The organism is Sutcliffiella sp. FSL R7-0096 (genome assembly GCF_038595065.1).
GTDB lineage: Bacteria > Bacillota > Bacilli > Bacillales > Bacillaceae_I > Sutcliffiella_A.
In genome coordinates, this window is record NZ_CP152003.1 from 1,514,014 (window position 1) to 1,533,473 (window position 19,460).

At 40.7% G+C, this 19,460-nt stretch carries 15 protein-coding genes; 9 read left to right on the top strand and 6 right to left on the bottom strand.

The window, feature by feature from the left end; all coding sequences use genetic code 11:
• Window positions 1–127 precede the first annotated feature (127 nt).
• The 4 genes from MKY77_RS07695 (at window position 128) to MKY77_RS07710 (ending at window position 3,906) form a co-directional block, all read left to right on the top strand.
• Window positions 128–1,090: an ABC transporter permease gene (locus tag MKY77_RS07695; protein ID WP_339149642.1), complete on the top strand. Its 963-nt coding sequence runs from the start codon at window positions 128–130 to the stop codon at window positions 1,088–1,090.
• Window positions 1,074–2,030 (top strand): iron chelate uptake ABC transporter family permease subunit, encoded by a 957-nt coding sequence (locus tag MKY77_RS07700; protein WP_339149643.1) that lies wholly within the window; start codon window positions 1,074–1,076, stop codon window positions 2,028–2,030. The genes MKY77_RS07695 and MKY77_RS07700 overlap by 17 nt, the downstream gene beginning before the upstream one ends.
• Window positions 2,018–2,776, top strand: a complete 759-nt coding sequence (locus tag MKY77_RS07705) for an ATP-binding cassette domain-containing protein (RefSeq protein WP_339149644.1) — start codon at window positions 2,018–2,020, stop codon at window positions 2,774–2,776. Before MKY77_RS07700 ends, MKY77_RS07705 begins: the two co-directional genes overlap by 13 nt.
• 161 nt (window positions 2,777–2,937) lie before the next feature.
• Window positions 2,938–3,906 carry a siderophore ABC transporter substrate-binding protein gene (locus tag MKY77_RS07710; RefSeq protein WP_339149645.1) on the top strand — a complete coding sequence of 323 codons (969 nt, stop codon included), beginning with the start codon at window positions 2,938–2,940 and terminating at the stop codon, window positions 3,904–3,906.
• Between the two features lie 84 nt (window positions 3,907–3,990).
• On the opposite strand, the gene MKY77_RS07715 is transcribed toward MKY77_RS07710, so the two are convergent.
• The 3 genes from MKY77_RS07715 to MKY77_RS07725 are packed head-to-tail and all read right to left on the bottom strand — an operon-like array spanning window position 3,991 to window position 9,045.
• Window positions 3,991–4,722 (bottom strand): GDSL-type esterase/lipase family protein, encoded by a 732-nt coding sequence (locus tag MKY77_RS07715; protein ID WP_339149646.1) that lies wholly within the window; start codon window positions 4,720–4,722, stop codon window positions 3,991–3,993.
• A 24-nt stretch (window positions 4,723–4,746) separates the two neighbouring features.
• Window positions 4,747–7,815 carry an efflux RND transporter permease subunit gene (locus MKY77_RS07720; protein ID WP_342515682.1) on the bottom strand — a complete coding sequence of 1,023 codons (3,069 nt, stop codon included), beginning with the start codon at window positions 7,813–7,815 and terminating at the stop codon, window positions 4,747–4,749.
• A gap of 9 nt (window positions 7,816–7,824) precedes the next feature.
• Window positions 7,825–9,045, bottom strand: a complete 1,221-nt coding sequence (locus MKY77_RS07725) for an efflux RND transporter periplasmic adaptor subunit (protein WP_339149648.1) — start codon at window positions 9,043–9,045, stop codon at window positions 7,825–7,827.
• A gap of 570 nt (window positions 9,046–9,615) precedes the next feature.
• Between MKY77_RS07725 and spxA the strand changes: the two genes are divergently transcribed.
• On the top strand, window positions 9,616–10,014 hold the full coding sequence (gene spxA, locus MKY77_RS07730; RefSeq protein WP_010191975.1) for a transcriptional regulator SpxA: 399 nt from the start codon (window positions 9,616–9,618) through the stop codon (window positions 10,012–10,014).
• Between the two features lie 135 nt (window positions 10,015–10,149).
• Here spxA and MKY77_RS07735 read toward each other — a convergent pair whose 3' ends face one another.
• Window positions 10,150–10,812 (bottom strand): TerC family protein, encoded by a 663-nt coding sequence (locus MKY77_RS07735; RefSeq protein ID WP_339149649.1) that lies wholly within the window; start codon window positions 10,810–10,812, stop codon window positions 10,150–10,152.
• A gap of 533 nt (window positions 10,813–11,345) precedes the next feature.
• On the opposite strand from MKY77_RS07735, the gene mecA reads away from it, so the two are divergent.
• From mecA to pepF, 4 genes are all read left to right on the top strand, one after another.
• Window positions 11,346–12,038: an adaptor protein MecA gene (gene mecA / locus MKY77_RS07740; RefSeq protein ID WP_339149650.1), complete on the top strand. Its 693-nt coding sequence runs from the start codon at window positions 11,346–11,348 to the stop codon at window positions 12,036–12,038.
• Window positions 12,039–12,139: 101 nt separating this feature from the next.
• Entirely contained in the window at window positions 12,140–13,651 is a 1,512-nt protein-coding gene (cls, locus tag MKY77_RS07745; RefSeq protein WP_339149651.1) for a cardiolipin synthase, read from the top strand.
• Between the two features lie 136 nt (window positions 13,652–13,787).
• Complete coding sequence (locus MKY77_RS07750; protein WP_339149652.1) at window positions 13,788–14,981, top strand: competence protein CoiA family protein; 1,194 nt, start codon at window positions 13,788–13,790, stop codon at window positions 14,979–14,981.
• A gap of 76 nt (window positions 14,982–15,057) precedes the next feature.
• Window positions 15,058–16,872: an oligoendopeptidase F gene (gene pepF, locus MKY77_RS07755; protein WP_339149653.1), complete on the top strand. Its 1,815-nt coding sequence runs from the start codon at window positions 15,058–15,060 to the stop codon at window positions 16,870–16,872.
• A gap of 899 nt (window positions 16,873–17,771) precedes the next feature.
• Here the strand turns inward: pepF and MKY77_RS07760 are convergent.
• Window positions 17,772–18,644 (bottom strand): ClpXP adapter SpxH family protein, encoded by an 873-nt coding sequence (locus tag MKY77_RS07760; protein WP_339149654.1) that lies wholly within the window; start codon window positions 18,642–18,644, stop codon window positions 17,772–17,774.
• Window positions 18,634–19,050, bottom strand: a complete 417-nt coding sequence (locus MKY77_RS07765; protein WP_237661564.1) for a globin — start codon at window positions 19,048–19,050, stop codon at window positions 18,634–18,636. The genes MKY77_RS07760 and MKY77_RS07765 overlap by 11 nt, the downstream gene beginning before the upstream one ends.
• Between the last annotated feature and the right edge of the window lie 410 nt (window positions 19,051–19,460).

A 19,460-nucleotide genomic window follows, 5' to 3' on the forward strand; every position in this document is an offset into this window, starting at 1 on the left:
TTAGTTGTTTAAACAAGTATTTTTTCAAATATTTCTATGAAGTTAAAAATATAGTTTGGCCTATTTTTTTTGATCTTAATTGAGAATGATTATCTATTTCAAATACAATGTTAGGAAGGAACACATAATGAAGAAAAGGTATCTGTTTATCATACTAATTACATTATCATTTATCTCTTTATTTGTTGGGGTAACCGAAATAAAGGCATGGAAATTGTGGCAGGGAATAAGTGAACAGCAACTACAAATTCTTTTGCTGAGCAGAATCCCAAGACTGCTTAGTATTATTATCGCTGGTATTGGAATGAGTGTTTGTGGACTGATTATGCAGCAGCTCACTAGGAACAAATTTGTCTCACCAACTACTGCTGGAACAATGGATTCTGCAAGACTCGGAGTGTTAGTGTCCCTCCTGCTTTTTTCCTCTGCTGGAATGTTACTTAAAGCTTCCATTGCCTTTTTCTTCGCTTTGGCAGGGACATTCATTTTCATGAAGATTTTAGACAGGATAAAGTTCAAGGACGTAATTTTCATCCCTCTTGTGGGGCTGATGTTTGGTAGTATTGTAGGGTCAATCACTACATTTTTTGCCTATAAATACGATCTTATTCAGAACATGTCATCATGGTTGCAGGGTAATTTCTCGCTAATCATTAAAGGAAGATATGAGTTACTTTACATAAGTGTTCCTTTGCTTATAATAACATATCTTTATGCAAACAGATTTACCGTTGCCGGGATGGGAGAAGAGTTCTCCATCAACCTGGGGCTGAAATATAAACAAGTAGTCAATATTGGCCTTGTCATTGTGGCAGCTGTAACATCTATCGTCATTTTGACTGTTGGAATGATTCCATTCCTAGGCCTGATCGTCCCTAATATTGTGAGTATCTTTCGAGGAGATCACTTGAAAGATAACCTGCCATATACAGCGATGATTGGAGCAATCTTTGTCCTTGCTTGCGATATTCTAGGAAGAATTATCATTTATCCATACGAAATACCAATTGGTCTGACTGTCGGGGTAATAGGTAGTGCGTTATTTCTTTATCTTTTATTTAGGAGAAGTACATATGAAGCTAAATCATAAGATTTATCTATTAATAAGTATACTAGTAATCTCGGTTTCTCTTTTTTTATTCTACGACCTTGGTTCAAATTGGGATTACGCACTCCCAAGAAGGGCAATGAAAGTACTTGCTATCATACTGACTGGTGGCTCCATTGCTTTTTCCACCGTGATCTTTCAAACGATTACTAGTAATAGAATATTGACGCCAAGCATTATCGGACTCGATTCTCTTTATCTGCTTGTCCAGACGTTTATTATATTCGTTTTTGGTTCAGCAAGTTTTATAGTAGCTAACAAGGAAGTTAATTTCCTCCTTTCCGTGTCTTGCATGGTATTGTTCGCGCTTCTCCTTTATAAGTTCCTATTCAAAGGAGAGGGGCGAAATATTTATTTCTTGCTTCTGGTGGGCATAGTCTTTGGAACTTTATTCGGCAGTCTATCTACGTTTATGCAGGTCCTGATTGATCCCAATGAATTCATGCTTGTCCAGGACAGGATGTTTGCAAGTTTTAATAACGTCAACACGGAACTTTTATTTGTTTCCATTGTTCTTTTAATAGGGATAGGGTTTTATGTATCTCGTTATTTGAAGTATTTAGATGTACTGGCGCTTGGAAGGGAACAGGCCATCAACCTTGGAGTGCCCTACAATTTCATAGTTCAAAGGTTTTTGATCATTATTGCCATACTTGTTTCCATAGCGACTGCCTTAGTTGGTCCAATAACATTTTTAGGGCTGCTTGTTGCAAATATTACGTATCAATTTATGAAAACTTATCGTCATATATACCTATTGACTGCCTCCATTCTTATAAGCGTCGTAGCGCTTGTTGGGGGGCAACTGATTGTGGAAAGAGTATTTACATTCTCCACTACGCTAAGTGTCATCATCAATTTTACTGGCGGTGTCTATTTTATTTATCTTTTATTAAAGGAGAGTAAATCATGGTCGAAGTAAAGAATCTTACGAAAAGCTATGGAAACAAAAAAGTGGTGGATCAGGTTAGCACTACAGTGAAGAAGGGGCGCATCACTTCCTTTATTGGACCAAACGGGGCAGGTAAAAGCACCTTGTTGTCCATGATGAGCAGATTAATAGAAATGGACTCCGGTGAAGTGTACTTAGATGGAGAAGATATTGTTAAGCAAAAAAGCAATATCTTGGCGAAGAAGTTATCCATTTTGAAACAGTCTAACCATATGCCAATTCGTTTGACCATAAGGGAGCTTGTCAGTTTCGGAAGGTTTCCCCATTCACAAGGGAACCTCACGGCAGAAGATTGGAGAGAGGTAGATGGAGCAATTGCTTACATGCAACTGGAAAAAATGCAGCATAAGTTTTTGGACCAGTTAAGTGGAGGGCAAAAGCAAAGGGCGTTCATTGCCATGGTGATTGCGCAGAACACAGAATATATCCTATTGGATGAGCCGTTGAATAATCTGGATATGAAGCATTCGGTTCAGATAATGAAAGTACTGAGAAAGCTCGTTGATGAAACGGGAAAGACCGTTATCATCGTTATCCATGATATTAACTTCGCATCTGTTTATTCCGACTATATTGTGGCTTTGAAAAATGGAAAATTAGTAAAGCAAGGTAAAACAGAGGATATCATCAAAGAAGACGTTTTAAAGGAAATCTATGATATTGATATTATAGTGAAAGAAATAGACGGAAAAAATATCTGTATCTATTTTTCATAAGGAGGAGAGACGATGCTAACCTACAGGAATGCTATCCCTTGATGAATTTTTCCAGAACTGGCGCCACCTTTTTGTGGAAGGAGAAGAACGGAAGCAAAAGGGAGTTCAAGAGAAAAGTAATCAGTATTAGCGTTATCCAACTATATCATGAGGTGAGGAAAATGAAGAAAAACCTATCCATATTATTTTTAGCTTTCTTATTGTCTTTAGTTGCTGCTGCATGCGGTGCAAATAATAATGCAACAAGTGGATCCGAAAATGCTTCAGCAGAAGCGAAAACTACTGGGAATACAGAAAAAATGACTATCGAACATCAATTAGGAAAGACAGATATTACGAAATCCCCTGAAAACGTCATTGTGTTTGATTTCGGAATATTGGATTCCTTGGACAAATTGGGAGTGAATGTTTTAGGAGTGCCTCAAGCGAACATACCTCCTTACTTATCAAAATATGAAGACGCAACGTATGAGAATGTGGGAAGTTTGAAAGAGCCTGATTTTGAGAAAATACATTCACTTGACCCAGAGTTAATCATAATTTCCGGTAGACAAGCGGATTCGTATGAGGAGCTCTCAAAAATAGCTCCAACTATCTTCATGGGAGTAGATACAAATAACTATCTTCCATCGTACAAGGAAAATATGGCATTGCTTGGTGAGATTTTCAATAAAGAGTCCGAAGTTGCTGGAGAGTTGGCGAAAGTAGAAAAATCCATTGAAGATCTAAAATCCAAAGCAAGTGCCTCCGGGAAGAAGGCATTGATTGTTCTTGCCAATGAAGGGAATATAAGTGCATATGGTCCCGGTTCCCGTTTTGGAATCATCCATGATGAGTTTGGATTAACCCCAGTGGATGACGGGATAGAAGTGTCAACGCATGGCCAAAATGTTTCCTTCGAATACATTCTTGAAAAGAACCCTGATTACTTATTTGTCATTGACAGGGGAGCTGCAGTAGAAGGGGAATCGAGTGCAAAAGCGTTATTGGATAATGATATTATCAATCAGATTAATGCAAGTAAAGAGGATAACATTGTGTATCTAGATCCTAACTATTGGTACTTATCAGGTGGAGGGCTCATTTCTGTTTCGGAAATGGTCAAAGAAATCGAGTCCAGCTTGGAATAATTGTGACAAAACCATACAGTATCTAGATGATAGAGAAAAAGAAACTCCACCGGCTAGCAACTACTAGTAAGGGTGGAGTTTCTTCTATTCTTGGTTATTATCGTAAGCTTTTTTCATCAACTGTGTAATCTCGGTATAGCCTCTATCATTCGGATGGATGTCATCTGTTGAGATATGTGTCCACTCCAATGCATTCCCCGTGAACGTATCATAGGGATCAATTACCAGTGTTTTTTCTTCCTCTGCATATTCCTCGATAAAGCCATTAAACAATGGTGCGTACTTTGCTCCAAGATCCGTCAGTTCATGTCCATCAGGATAGGGATTGTAAAGTCCTAGTAAGATGATGGTTGCATCAGGGTTCAATTCCCGTAGCAGCTTGTATGTTTCTTGATAGGTTCTTTTCAGTATTTCCATTCGAAGGTTGAGTGCTGACTCATCTTCCCCCTCCGGTACAGAGCGGATGGTCTGCAGAAAATCATTGCCACCTATGGAAACAGATATGACTCCAGCTGTTTTTAATCGGTTTTGCAATGCTTCATCCGCAGTAAGCAGTGTAAGTAATCCGGGGGAAGAAAGGCCTGGTATTCCATAATTCTCAACAGTGACATTGTGGTCTTCACGCAAATATTTCGTGAACTGAGGTACAAATCCGTGCATGCGTAAATGATTCTCCTCAGAAGACCCAAGCCCTGCAGTCAATGAATCCCCTATGGCGATGTAAATGATTTGCTTAGGGGATTCCGCTATCGCGGGAGGGTAGATAAGAAAGCTTGAAACGAGCAGTAATATAGTTAAACTCCATTTTTTCAGCATGTTCTTCATCCTCTCCCTGGTTTGTTACACATCAAGCTTTTCCAACTTCTTCTGCCTTCTTTTTTCCTTAAACGAATCAAATAAATAATAAACGACCGGTATCAATATCAACGTGATGATGGTTGCAAAACTTAATCCGAATACAATAACGATTGCCATCGGCTGCTGGATCTCCATCCCTTCCCCGAAACCAAGGGTTAACGGAATGAGGCCGAGTATGGTTGTCAGGGCGGTCATGAAAATTGGTCGCAAACGAGTTGGACCTGCGATAAGTATAGCTTCCCAAGTTGATTTGCCGTCCCTTTTCATCATATTCACATAGTCAACGAATACGATGGCATTATTGACGACTATCCCTGTAAGTATGAGCATCCCCACGAGTGAGCCGACACCGAGTGGCTGGGAGGTGACAAGCAGGCCAAAGATGATTCCAATAATGGTTAACGGTACTGCAAACATGATGATGAATGGATAGAAATACGACTCGAACTGGCCGGCCATCACCATATATACAAGTACGACGGCCAGTGCCAATGCGCCTCCAAGCTTGAAGAAAGCGTCATTCATCTGTTCATCTTGTCCACCGATCGTGATTTTATATTGGTTGTTTGGGATATAAATGTTTTCTTTCAAGGTTTTTTCTACATCATCAATGACACTTCCAAGGTCACGATTGACGATGTCGGCATTGACTGTAATTTCACGGTTCCGGTTCGTTCTGGATATCTGGCTTGGACCTTGACCTCTTTCTACCGTCGCAACAGCTTGAAGGGGAATGTTTTCTCCTGTCGGTGTATTGATCAACAGCTTTTCCAGGTCCTCAATCGAAGCCGTATAAGTGTCTTCGATGGTCAAGCGTATATCTAATTCTGCTCCATCTCGGGCCATTCTCGTTGCAACCAAACCTTTCGTGGCGCTAGAGACGGCTGAGGCGATCTGTCCGCTACCAATACCAAACTGGCTGGCTTTCACCCGGTCAATATCCACGACTATTTCGGGGTTGCCCTCCGTATAATTTGACGTTGGCTCACGGATTCCTTCTATTTCAGATAAAAGATTGACCGTATCGTCTGCTAAAGACTTAAGAGTGGTCAAATCCGGACCGGTTATACTTAAGGATACAGGGTTTTGGGAGAAACCCGAGTCACCGGAGGAAAGGCGAATTTCTGCTCCCGGAATATTTTCAAGCTTTTTCCTAATTTCATCCCCTATGATTTTATCCGAACGACTACGCTCTGTTACCGGTGTTAAAAGAATACTGTAATTAGCTCGGTTTGTCTGTGTCCCTGCTGAAACGGAGAAGTTGTCTGTTCCACCGACCGTGACAAAAGCAAGGTCAATTTCAGAGATCTCTTCCAATCTTTCATCAATTTCTTCCATGACATCATAGGTGGCATCAAGGGAACTACCATCCGGTAATCGTACGGTCATGGAAATGAAGCTCTGATCCTGTTGTGGCAAGAATTCTTTACCGATGAATGGAATGCCCGCCAAGGAAATCAGGAAAAGGATAATGATAGAGGTTACTGTTTTCTTCGGATTTCTTAATGTTTTTTCCAAAATAGAACGATACCAATTGGTAAAGCCTGAAAACCGTTCTTCAAATCGGGATGTACTTGTGTTCACTTTTAATAAAAGTGAAGAGAACAAAGGTACAATAATCAATGCTGTAAACAAGGACGCAAGCAAAGAGAACGAAACCACTAAGGCCAATGGCTTGAACAGCTGAGCGGCCAAACCATCCACAAATACGATAGGAAGGAACACGATAACCGTAGTCAGAGTCGAAGCAATGATGGCAGGCCCGACCTCACTTGTCCCTTCAATGGCTGCATCCTTCATGGTATAGCCTTTTTGCCGCAGTCGATAAATATTTTCGAGAATGACGATGGCGTTATCCACCATCATACCAATTCCAAGTGCAAGTCCACCCAGAGTTAATAAATTTAAAGTTTGACCACTGAAGTACATGAAAATAAACGTAGCGACAATGGAAACAGGAATCGAAAATAAAATGATCAAGGTACTGCGGATATTTCTTAAAAAGAAGAATAGAACCAAAGCTGCAAGCAAACTACCAACAATCATATTGGTTGCTACTGCACGAATGGATTTCTCGATAAATTCACTTTGATCAAATATTGGTTTGATATCCACCCCTGGAGGAAGTGTCTTCCTGATTTCATCAAGTTTCTTCTCAATATTGTTTGCAACTGTCACTGTGTTACTTCCCGACTGCTTCAGGATGGACATCCCTACAGCCGGTTCCCCGTTCAAATAACTGAGCTGGGAGGTCGGCTGCAACGTTTCCTTCACTTCCCCGAGCTGATCGAGCTGGATGACTCCTTTGGAAGTAGGGATGGGAAGTGTTTGAATATCAAGGATGGATTGATATTCACCAGTAATCCTGATCGGCAGGTTCTGATTCTGATCTGTCAGAGATCCGCCAGGCAGGTTTAAGTTTTCGGAAGCGATGATTTGCTGTAACTGATCTATGGTAATGTCAAAGGAAGACAAGGCATTGGGGTCCAAGGTGATCCTTACCTCATTTTCAGCGCCACCTTCCACAGAAATGGAGGCAATGCCATCCACGCTGCTCAATTGAGGTTCTATATCCTGTTCTGCCAATTGCTTTGCCTTTGTCATTTCCCCGGAAGGATCGGTTATGGCAAGCTGCACGATTGGAAGGTCGCTTGGATTAAAGCGAAGGACCCTTGGGAGATTCGCACCAGGAGGCAGAAAGTCCCTGACTGAATCAATGCGCTCACGCATATCTAACGATGCAAAATCCATGTCCGTCCCCCAGGTGAAGGAGACGAGTACAAGCGAACCTCCTGTACGGGAAATGGATGTGACAGATTCCACATTAGGGAGAGTGCTCATGGCGTCCTCCAGTGGAGAGGAAATCAGATTTTCTATTTCCTCGGGCCCAGCCCCCTCATAGGTGGTGGTGACCGCTACGATCGGAAACGTCAGTTCCGGAAACAAATCGACCGGCATCCCGCGCATGCTGACCGCGCCGAGAATTAACATAAGTATAATCACCATTGACATGGCAATGGGACGTAATACGGAAAGCCTCGCTATTTTCATTTATTAGGTTCACTCACTTTGTTCTGATATTTCAGCACCGTCTTTTAAGCGTTCTTTTCCATTAACTGCTACTGTCTGACCTTTTTTCAGACCTTCAATAATTTGCATATATTCATTGTCTCTAAAGCCTGTGGTTACATCTTGTCTTACTGCTTTGCCTTCTTCAATGATATAAACATATGAATTGGTTTCTTCATATAAAATGGCATCCATCGGGACGACCGTCTGTGCTTCAAGATTATCCACCGCGACAAATGCTGTTGCCCTCATGCCGCCTTTAATGGCTGACTCGGTATTGCTGATCGGTACTGTAACAGAAAACATATTGGTCTGTTGGTTTACTGTAGGCGAGACCGTTTCGATTTTTGATTCAAACGTCTCTGCAAGCCCTTCAAAAGAAATCGTTGCATCCTGACCAGCCTTCAACTTGCTTACTTGGTAGCTGTTCACTTGGAAGGTTGCTGCAATGGTGTCTAATTGAATAATCGTACCAATTGGCACATTAGGGGAAGCAATACCATCAGCGACGACATTCAGTTCTGAGACAATACCATCTATCGGACTAGTGATGGAGGTGGCATCCGCCATCTGCTGCGCCTGTTTCAAACCTTGTCGGGCCTGGTTCAATTGTGCTTCCATTTCCATAGTATTAAACGTAGGTATTTGTTGGACCTGGCTTGCTGCATTCGCAAGCTGAGCCTGTTTCACCATTACATCAACTGTACTTTGCACCAGATCAAGTGAAGTGACGGCGCCTGTATCCACACCATCCAGAAGCGCTTGAGATTTTTCTAAACTTTGGTTTAATTCTTCTTGTAACTTGGGTATATCAGAAAGAGAGGCCTGATTCTCAGCTGCCTGCTGTACTTCTTTCATTTTAGAAAGGGCATTTTCTAATTCTGTCACTGCACTCTGAGCTTGATTCACCTGCTCGGTTGCGGCTTCAGAATCCAATGAAACAATCAAATCGCCCTTTTTTACTATATCACCAATTTTTACATGAACAGATTCAACGGTAAGGGGGGAGGTAGTTAGGAGTGGTACTTGTGTTTCCGGTACAGCCAGTCCCACCAACTCAATGGTATTGCTGATGTTCTTTTCCGTCACTTCAGCAACTGTAACCGGGATTTTATTGGTCTCTGTATTCTGGCTTGTAATCTCTTTCTGACTGCAAGCGGTTGAAAATAAGAGCACGAACATAGCTGGAAGCAGCCAATACTTTTTCAACATATATCACCTCATACTTATCTTGTCTAAATATAAAACTAACATGTATTACAAACCCTTACAATTACTAACTATCGGACGGTATTCGAAAGCGTTCAATTGTTACTACTTTGTGAACATACAAAAAAAGAATGAGGACTGACTTCATTTTTATGAAACTTTCAAGGACAACCAAACGTCTGTATATATGTAAGGCAAGCAGTAAGTAAAATTAGTAAAATATTTAAATGGTCTATAAGAATTCCCCTTTAGATTGTAGTGCAAGGTGTGAGACTCCTGAGGGAGATAGCGGTAGCTTGAGACCCCCGAGCGAAGTGAGGAGGCTCAAGCACCGCCCCTAGGAAAGCGAACACCTGGAACGGAAATCTAAAGGGAGTAAAAGTAGAAAAATTTGAACATGTTGTGACAACTCGTCCGACTTTAAAAATACTATACCTTTTTAGTCGGAAATCGTGTATAATAAACAATAGATATTACTTCTTTAGAGTAATTTCAAATTGAGAGCGATTCACAATTAGAAACGTTCAGCATGTTCTTTTCGAATAATACTAGATAAAAAGGAGAGGAAAGTTCATGGTAACCCTATATACATCTCCAAGTTGTACTTCTTGTCGTAAAGCGAAAAATTGGTTAGAAGAACATAACATTCCATATACAGAAAGAAACATTTTCTCTGAGTCCTTATCCATCGATGAGATTAAAGAGATTTTGCGAATGACGGAGGACGGAACTGATGAGATCATCTCAACTAGATCTAAAATCTTCCAAAAACTGAATATAAATGTGGAAGCAATGCCACTTCAAGAATTATATTCTGTCATCAAAGAACACCCAGGTCTTTTGAGAAGACCAATCATTATAGACGAAAAACGACTGCAAGTAGGGTACAACGAAGATGAAATCCGCCGCTTCTTACCAAGAAAAGTAAGAACGTTCCAATTAAGAGAAGCACAGCGCTTAGTGAATAGCTAATATAAACAAAAAACTTCTACATGCATGCCATGTAGAAGTTTTTTTATCCCTATAGTTTCCTTATTGAGGAGGTTTAAGTACCGCTCACTGGATAAGCGAACACCTGAAACGTCAGAGTTGAACCAGCAATGCCAATCAGCGAATCTTTAAAAGCTGTTTCTTAAGCACTCCGGTATAAACTAACACGCCTGCTATTAGTAAAAAGGGAAAAACCATTTGCCAGTCGCCAGCTGGAAGCATCACAGAAACCCGTGGCTCATTAATAATCATCTTACCGGCCGTGTAGCATAGAATGCTTGCTCCAAAATAAATAATTATAGGATATTTCTCCATTGCCACTAATATAATCTTACTCCCCCATATAATGATTGGAATGGAAAATACCAATCCAATGATTACCAAATAAAAATTACCGTGTGCAGCACCGGCAACTGCCATAAAATTATCGATTCCCATGACTATATCGGCAACCACAATGGTCTTAATGGCGACTCCAAGTGAGCTGCTACCCTTTACAAGCGTCTCTTCTCCTTGGTCCATGATTAGTTGTACAGCTATATAAATCAACAATATCCCACCAACAAACTGGAGGAATGGGATCGCTAAAAGGTATACTGCTCCAACAGTCAGTATGATCCTGCAAAGGATAGCAAGCAGTGTTCCAATGACAATCGCTTTATTCCGATAACGTTCTGGGAGATTTCTGCATGCTAGTGCTATGACGATGGCGTTATCTCCGCCTAGTACAATATCAATACCTATTATAATAAGAATGGAAGTAATCAGTTCTAGCTCCACTATATCGCCCCTTCTTGTCCCAGTCCTATATAAATATAGTGGTTTAGAAAGGATAATATGACTGATTATTTAATCGCGTTGGGCATTTTAACGATTTTTGAATTTATGAGCATTTTTGTTTCCATTCTTCCTTTTTTTATCATAAAATAACAGTACAAGTATAAAACTTTATAGTACAATGTGCTTTATATATGTTGCGGTCATGGTACAGCTTAGAAGGCTGGGTACTTGAGGTCACAAATCGTCTCTAACCGGGATGCATACTATCTATGTTTTTTGCCTAATGGACCGGAACCAACCGCATACGCTTTTCTTTTTGCATAGAATGTAGGTTTACTCACTATGCTAAATGGATAAATTGAAACAATAAGGTATGAGAAAATTGTGGAGGGTCCCTTCCAAGGAAAGACGGAGGAAAATGAGGAGCGGACAATAAGAGACTGACATATCTCATGGAAAGCATTTATCAATATGAGGTTTGTTCGAAAAAGAGCACGCTAATCATTTACCTATTCAGAAGGGAGTTGTAAAGAATGGAAATTGAACGTATCAATGATCATACAGTAAAATTTTACATTTCATATGGTGATATAGAGGAGCGCGGATTTGACCGTGAGGAAATCTGGTATAACCGTGAACGCAGTGAAGAACTGTTCTGGGAAATGATGGATGAGGCGCACGATGAAGAGGATTTTATGGTGGAAGGACCACTATGGATCCAGGTTCAGGCCCTTGATAAAGGGTTGGAAGTCATCGTGACCCGAGCCCAACTATCAAAGGATGGAAAAAACTTTGAAGTCCCAGTTTCAGATGATAAGAGAATTGACATACCAGTCGATGAAAGAATAGAGGCACTTCTGGACCAACATTTCAATTCCGCCGCAAAAGCAGATGAATCAAAGGACGAAAAGTTGGATGAGGAAAAAGATCTTCTTCAGTTCATGATCCGATTCAAAGATTTGGAGTATATCATTTCTGCTAGTCATCGTCTGCAACACTTAGAGAATCTAAGCAACGATTTATACTTCTATGAGAAGAACTATTATCTCTATGTCGATTTTTCAAGTGAACACTATACCGATGAGGCAATCGATAATGTGTTAAGTGTATTACTCGAATTTGGAGAAGAGTCGGCCATCTCCATTCACCGTCTGCAAGAGTATGGATCGGAAGTTGCCAGGGATGATGCAATGAAGGAAATGACCAAACATTTTCCTCTAAAATAATGGGAGACCGATTTCACGATGTTGAAATCGGTTTTTTTCAAATTCAGGATAGTTTAATTGATCAGAGCACTTTTGCTTTTGGATGAGGAGATGAGATTCATTTGAAAAACACCATTCGGGTTATTGTATTTATTTTAGTCATCGGGGCGATTTTATTCGCCACTCAAGGTCTTTGGGAAGGATGGCTACTCGGATCCATTTCCGTATTTTTTACGATATCCGTCGTTTTTATCGCTTTCTTAATTTCACTGGAAAACCGACACCCTACCAGGACGTTGACATGGCTTGTCGTTCTTGGAAGTTTTCCTGTACTTGGTTTCTTTTTTTACTTGATTTTTGGAAGGAATGTAAGGAAGCGAAGACTATTCCAAAGAAAAGCATTACTAGATAAAGAAGTGCTGGAAGAAGTGGAAGGATCCAGGGAGTACTCAGAAGAAGATATGCGACTTCTTGATGAAAGCAAGAAAGGTATGTTCCAATTGTCTCAAAACATTGGTAGAAGTCCCATTTCCTTTGAAACAGAGACCGTGGTACTGACAAATGGAAATCAGACCTTCACAAGAATATTGGAGGAAATCAGCAAGGCAAAACATCACATTCATTTTGAATATTATATTGTTAGAGACGATGAGATCGGTACGCAGATTAAGGAGTTACTCATCGAAAAAGCTAAAAGCGGCGTGCAGGTAAGGTTTCTATTCGACGCAGTGGGCAGCTTTCAATTAGGAAGTAGATACATAAAGGAACTTCGTGCGGCAGGAGTGGAGATCATTTCTTTTTCTCCAGTCAGGATACCAGTATTCAATAACAAAATTAACTTCCGTAATCACCGCAAAATAATTGTAGTGGATGGGGATGTAGGATTTGTGGGTGGATTGAATATAGGGGATGAATACCTCGGACGGGATGATTACTTTGGCTTTTGGAGGGACACGCACCTTTATGTGAGAGGGGAAGCGGTAAGGACCCTTCAGCTCATTTTTTTGCAGGATTGGTATTATGCAACCGACGAATCCCTCCTCACTCCAACCTATCTGACCCCAACACCTGCCGATGAGAAAAAATATGGTGGCGTTCAGATGATAGCGGGGGGACCGGACCAGGAATGGGAAGTAATTAAAAGCTTATATTTTTCCATGATTACTTCTGCGAGAAAGTCCATTTGGATTGCATCTCCTTATTTTGTACCTGATGATGATATTTTTACCGCTCTCAAGGTGGCAGCTTTAAGTGGATTGGATGTAAGGTTGCTTGTACCGAAAAGGCCGGACAAGCGAATAGTCTATTATGCCTCCAGATCATACTTTCCTGAAATGATGGAGGCAGGTGTGAAAATCTTTCAATATGAAAAAGGATTTCTTCATAGCAAGGTCGTGATTGTAGATGACCAAGTTGCTTCCATCGGGACTGCCAATATGGACATGCGCAGCTTCCATTTGAACTTCGAGGTAAATGCTTTCCTTTACAATACGGATAGTGTGGAGACACTGGTGGAGGATTATGAACAGGATCTTCATGATGCAAAACCGATTGCAAAAGAGGTATTCGCAAACCGTCCATTTTATCAGAAGGTGTTTGAATCGTTGTCTCGATTGGCGTCTCCGCTACTATAGGTGTTAAGCTACATGCAAATAATAAAATGCTGGATTTCCCGGCATTTTATTTTTTTGAAGATTTTTGCAGGAATTTGACTTATCGTGACGAAAAGGAACAGAGGAAAGAAAATATGAATAGGAAAGGTGTGTTTGAATGTTTGTTGCCAAAAAAAAAGATGGTTCCTACTTTTCCCTTTTGGACTGGAAAAGAAGAGAGGAGTTGGAATGTATGACTAAAGAGGAGACCTTTTACTGCCCGGCCTGCAACAGCGCGCTTTTACTTAAGCAAGGTCAGGTCCGCCGAATCCACTTTGCCCATCAATTTAACTCCTGCACAGCATCCTCTGATCCCGAAAGCCCTTATCATCTTGAGGGAAAAGTTAAGTTATATGAAAGTCTCCTTCCATACAACCAACCAATTCTAGAACATTACATTCCTAACTCCAATCAACGCGCAGATGTATACGTGGAAACAGACTATGGCAGATATGCTTTTGAGTTTCAATGTTCAAACCTTTCTGCAGCAGATTTCAATAGGCGCACAAAACTCTATGAAAAAGAAGGAATTCTCCCTATCTGGATCATCGGACACCAAAAGCTGGGGCCGCATGACAGGAACGTTTCCCCGCTCAAATTATCACCATTTCAATGGCGGTTTCTGCAAAGACCTTCTCCCCAAAGTCCACCATTCATCTTGAGTTTCTGCCCACAACGCTCTTTATTTTCCTATCACCAACCCACTTTCTCCATTAATAGTTCCACCACGTATTTGAACTCCCAACCAAGTGAACATTGGTTAGAAAAGCCTACCCTTATAAAACCACATGCACCTTTATGGAAAGAGCACTACCTTCACTATAAAAAGAAATGGAGATATCAATATTCGTTTTATAAACCTCACCAGAAACTTAGAAGTTACTGCTATGGGAAGATGACAATTCCCTTGTCCCTTTTCCCTTCAGAAATTGGTCTCCCGGTATCATCCTTTTATCATATACACACTTCCCTTATTGAATGGCAGGCATGGTTATATTTTGATTCTATCTACCATACCGCTACTTTTTCATTGATCCACTTACCTTCTGTGTTAAAAAACTTCCGTCTCCGTTTAAAGACTTCCGATATTACTTTAAGAAATTTACCACTTGTGAAAGTAGGTTCCTATGAGGATGCGGTTGTGGAGTATCTGAATGCTTTAGTGGGATTAGGGATGTTAAAAAGGGAAACACCCACCATCTACCGCGTGCTCCAAAAGAGTTTGTCCCTATCATCATTGGAGCAAGCACATATACAGGACCGGTTAGTTCTGGAAACCTTGTTAAGAACAAAACAATCTACCGGTTATTAAAAGAAAAAAGGGAATAATAAGGTTGCGTCGAATAATTAATATGGATGCATTTTTTATTTTCGAAGGGGGTTTAACAATGGCGGAACAGACTGCTGTTAAGAAATTACAAGAGCGAAAAGACATTTCTGTGGAAGATACATGGAGATTAGAAGATATTTTCTCAAGTGATGAGGCTTGGGAAAAAGAGTTTCAAGAAGTAAAGGGTATGATTGCAAAGATCAAGGATTATGAAGGAAAGCTATCCGAATCCGCAGATACATTATACGAAGCATTGCAATATCAAGATTCTATTTCCAGCCGATTAGGAAAGCTATATACATATGCTCATATGCGTTATGACCAAGATACGACCAATTCTTTTTACCAGGGATTGAATGATCGAGCGACAAACTTGTACACACAAGTGGCAAGTGCCCTATCATTCGTCGTACCTGAAATCCTTACGATGAAGGAAGAGGAAATCGCAAAGTTCCTTCAAGAAAAGAAAGAGCTAGCTCTATATGAGCATACCTTGGACGAAATCAACCGTCAGCGCCCACACGTGTTATCTGCAAAGGAAGAAGCGCTTCTTGCTGAAGCATCCGAAGTATTATCTGCTTCCTCCAATACATTCGGCATGCTTAATAATGCCGATATCACATTTCCGTCAGTAAAAGACGAGAGTGGGGAAGAAGTAGAAATCACCCACGGCCGTTATATCCGCTTCCTTGAAAGCGAAGACCAAGAAGTGCGCAAAAATGCATTCAAAGCTGTCTATGAAACATATGGACAGTATCGAAATACGTTCTCGAGCACACTTGGTGGGGCTGTGAAAAAAGACAACTTCCAAGCGAAGGTCAGAAACTATGATTCTGCCCGTCAGGCTGCATTAAGCAACAATAATATCCCGGAAACGGTCTACGACAACCTGGTGAATACAATCAACAAAAATCTTCACCTGTTGCACCGCTATGTGGACCTACGTAAAAAAGTCCTTGGCGTAGAAGAGTTGCATATGTATGACCTTTACACGCCACTTGTCAAAGAGGCGAACATGAATGTGTCCTATGAAGAGGCGAAGGATTATTTATTGAAAGGCCTTGCACCACTTGGACAAGAATACCTTGATATTGTTAAAGAAGGCTTTGATAACAGATGGGTGGACGTTCAAGAAAACAAAGGCAAGCGATCTGGTGCATACTCTTCCGGAACATATGGTACAAATCCATATATCCTGATGAACTGGCAGGACAATGTGAATAACCTATTCACACTTGCCCATGAGTTCGGACATTCCGTACACAGTTATTACACAAGGAAAACACAACCATACCCGTATGGAAACTACTCTATCTTCGTAGCGGAAGTTGCTTCCACTTGTAACGAAGCATTGTTAAATGATTATCTGTTAAAGACAATTGATGACGATAAAAAGCGTCTGTACTTATTGAACCATTACCTAGAAGGGTTCCGTGGAACGGTATTCCGTCAAACGATGTTTGCTGAATTTGAGCACAAGATTCATGAGCTTGCTCAAAATGGCGAAGCATTGACTGCCGACCTGTTAACAGAAACTTACTATGAATTGAACAAGAAATACTTTGGTGAGAACATCACGATTGATGAAGAAATCGGATTAGAGTGGGCGAGAATCCCTCACTTCTACTACAATTATTATGTGTACCAATATGCAACAGGGTACAGTGCAGCAACGGCGCTAAGCAAGCAGATCCTTGAAGAAGGACAGCCGGCCGTTGATCGTTATCTGGAATTCCTAAAAGCGGGAAGCTCCGATTATCCAATTGAAGTGCTGAAAAAGGCTGGAGTGGACATGACTGATTCTAATCCAATCGAAGAGGCGTGCAAAGTATTCGAAGAGAAGTTGAAAGAGATGGAAGAGTTGCTTTCCTAAAAATATATATGGGGGCCACCATGTGCAGGAATTTTCTGTGCGAGGTGGTTTTTTCTTTTAAAGTGGAAGAGAAGGAGCTATTTAAACCCTTTAAAACGTCGCTGATTGTTCAATAGTGCAATAAGTAAAAACAAAGAAAAAAATAACAAAGGGGAAGTCAAATAGATGGGGTACAGCTTCATGAGTCCCAGGACATTCATAAAGAGGCTGAACAGAATAAATGCTATACAAAGGATGAAGGGCATTTTGGACATAGGGATAGCTCCTTTTTAATATACTTGTACATCTACTAGTTATTTGTACGTTAAAGCTTTACGTTTCATTACGAAAAATTCTAAAAAAACTATTTAATTGGTTTGTGACAATGTTGTGAATTAGAAGTCTAACCACTTGTCAAAAGTCGACAACATCTGATATATTTATAACTGTGAAACGATTCACAAACAAACATATACCCCTTTGTTTGACCGTGAAAAATTTCTCCCATCCCCTTTGTTGTCTTTAATGACAATAGATTAGCCCTGGTCCCGTTGACCAGGGCTTTTCCTATGTTTAAACCTTCACCAAAACTAAAATGAAGACTTCTTGAACATGAAAAAAGACAAGCAGAAGTCTTCATTGACAGCATCTCAAGACCTCACTATCATGAAAAAGAGCTAACAGGTGTCTTCATAGACAGTATGAAGACCTCTCTAGCATAAAAAAAAGGCCAACAGAGGTCTTCATAGACAGCATGAAGACCTCTCTAACATAAAAAAGGGCCAACAGAGGTCTTCATCGACCCAATGAAGACCTACCAGACATAAAAAATCCCTAGTAGAGGTCTTCATCAAATGTCTTAAATCAGAAATACAAAAAAGCGAAGTGGAATAAAATCCTCTCCGCTCTCTGCATTACTATCAATTAGCAATATATCTCCAAAACGTCCCGTACTTTACTGGGACTTTTTCCACACGCTGCGCAAGTTGAAGCTTCTTTAACTCATGTTCCACTTCCACAATCGGAAGGTTATATACAACAGAGATTTCCTTTGTTGCTACAAACGAGAACTGAGATAGGAAATCCTCTAAAGGAGGCAATATTTTTGGAAATGGCTGTTCCCCGAGCATGTCCTGTAGAATATGAACATACACCTCATAAGAATGGTAGCCGGAAACCTTAATGCCTTCTTCTTCAATATTTTCGTTAAAGAAGACAAGTGTAGGGATCTCAGAAACTTCCATTTCATTTGTGATTTTGAAATCACAGTTTAACGCCTTGGATGCACAATCCCCGTTCATATCCTTTGTGAACTCCTCCATGTCAAGTCCAACCGACTCGGCACACTCCATTAAAACAGGCAATTCGGATATGTTCTGTTTCTCGAGGAATAGAACCTCTTGCAGCTTTCGCAAGAATTTAATTCCTGCCCTGCGTCCTTGAAGCTCGGCGGCTTTGATAGCAACAGATGCAACATAAGGGGACTCTATCGGATTCTCAAGCCATAAGGACCCATCACAGGACATGCCCGAACGGGTTGCGGTGCGTTCCCAAACTTGCGCCATTGAAGCAGCATAATGCTTTTTCGCCAGGTTAAGGGAAGTGAGCTGGCCGGTCACGATATGTTTGATCGTAAAATATTGTCCATATTGGACATACAACTTCTTTAGCATCGGTTCTAAAGCCCAGCACTCCGGGCAGAGTGGATCGATGAAGAAGTAAATTTCTATCGGTTTATTAGTAGTATGCTGAATGTTCTTTAAATAAAATGATTTCTTATCTTTACAGGTCACATGAATCTTCCTTTTCTTCAGGTTTGTCTGGGGTATTAATCATATGTTGAGCCGTTAAAACTAAACGCTGAAAAAATTCCTTTCGATATGAACCCTCAAGTCCAATTTCATCCATCGCCTCTTCCATACATGCCAACCATGCTTTCGCACGCTTGGGTGTAATCTCAAAAGGCATATGACGTGCACGTAACATCGGGTGTCCGTGTTCACTTGTATATAGCGGTGGGCCGCCTAAATACTGGGTCAGAAATTGCTTTTGCTTTCTTGCCGTTTCCGTTAAATCATTCGGAAAAATCGGAGCTAAACTGGGATGGCGACCAACACGATCGTAAAATGCATCTACAAGTTCATCAATAACTTGTTCTCCGCCAACAGCTTCAAAAGGTGATTGTATGTTATCCATCATTTTAACTCCTATCAATTTCAAAGTAACGATTGTATGTATATTTTAGCAATGTGGTTATTATATCTCAAACAATTCGATTCCACCCTTGCAAAAAACAGGGAAATAAGGGAGTTGTGTGGGAGGGAAAGGTCTTTGGTTAACCACCGCTTTTGTTTTCCAAATGGCTTCGCTTTCCGCGCGACGACAATCTTGAGCCTCCTCACAACGCTTGCGGGTCTCAAGATTGTCGCTACTCCCCGCTGGAGTCTACGCCTTTTGCTCCACCCAGCAGCTAGAGACCATAAAAAACTATATCCGCTTCACCTACAAAATAAAAAACCACTGGTGCTATTAAGCACCAGTGGTTACAGACTGTTGACAAACTATAAACTAGTTAGGTTATCTGTTGGAAGAGTTGATCTTCGTTGCAG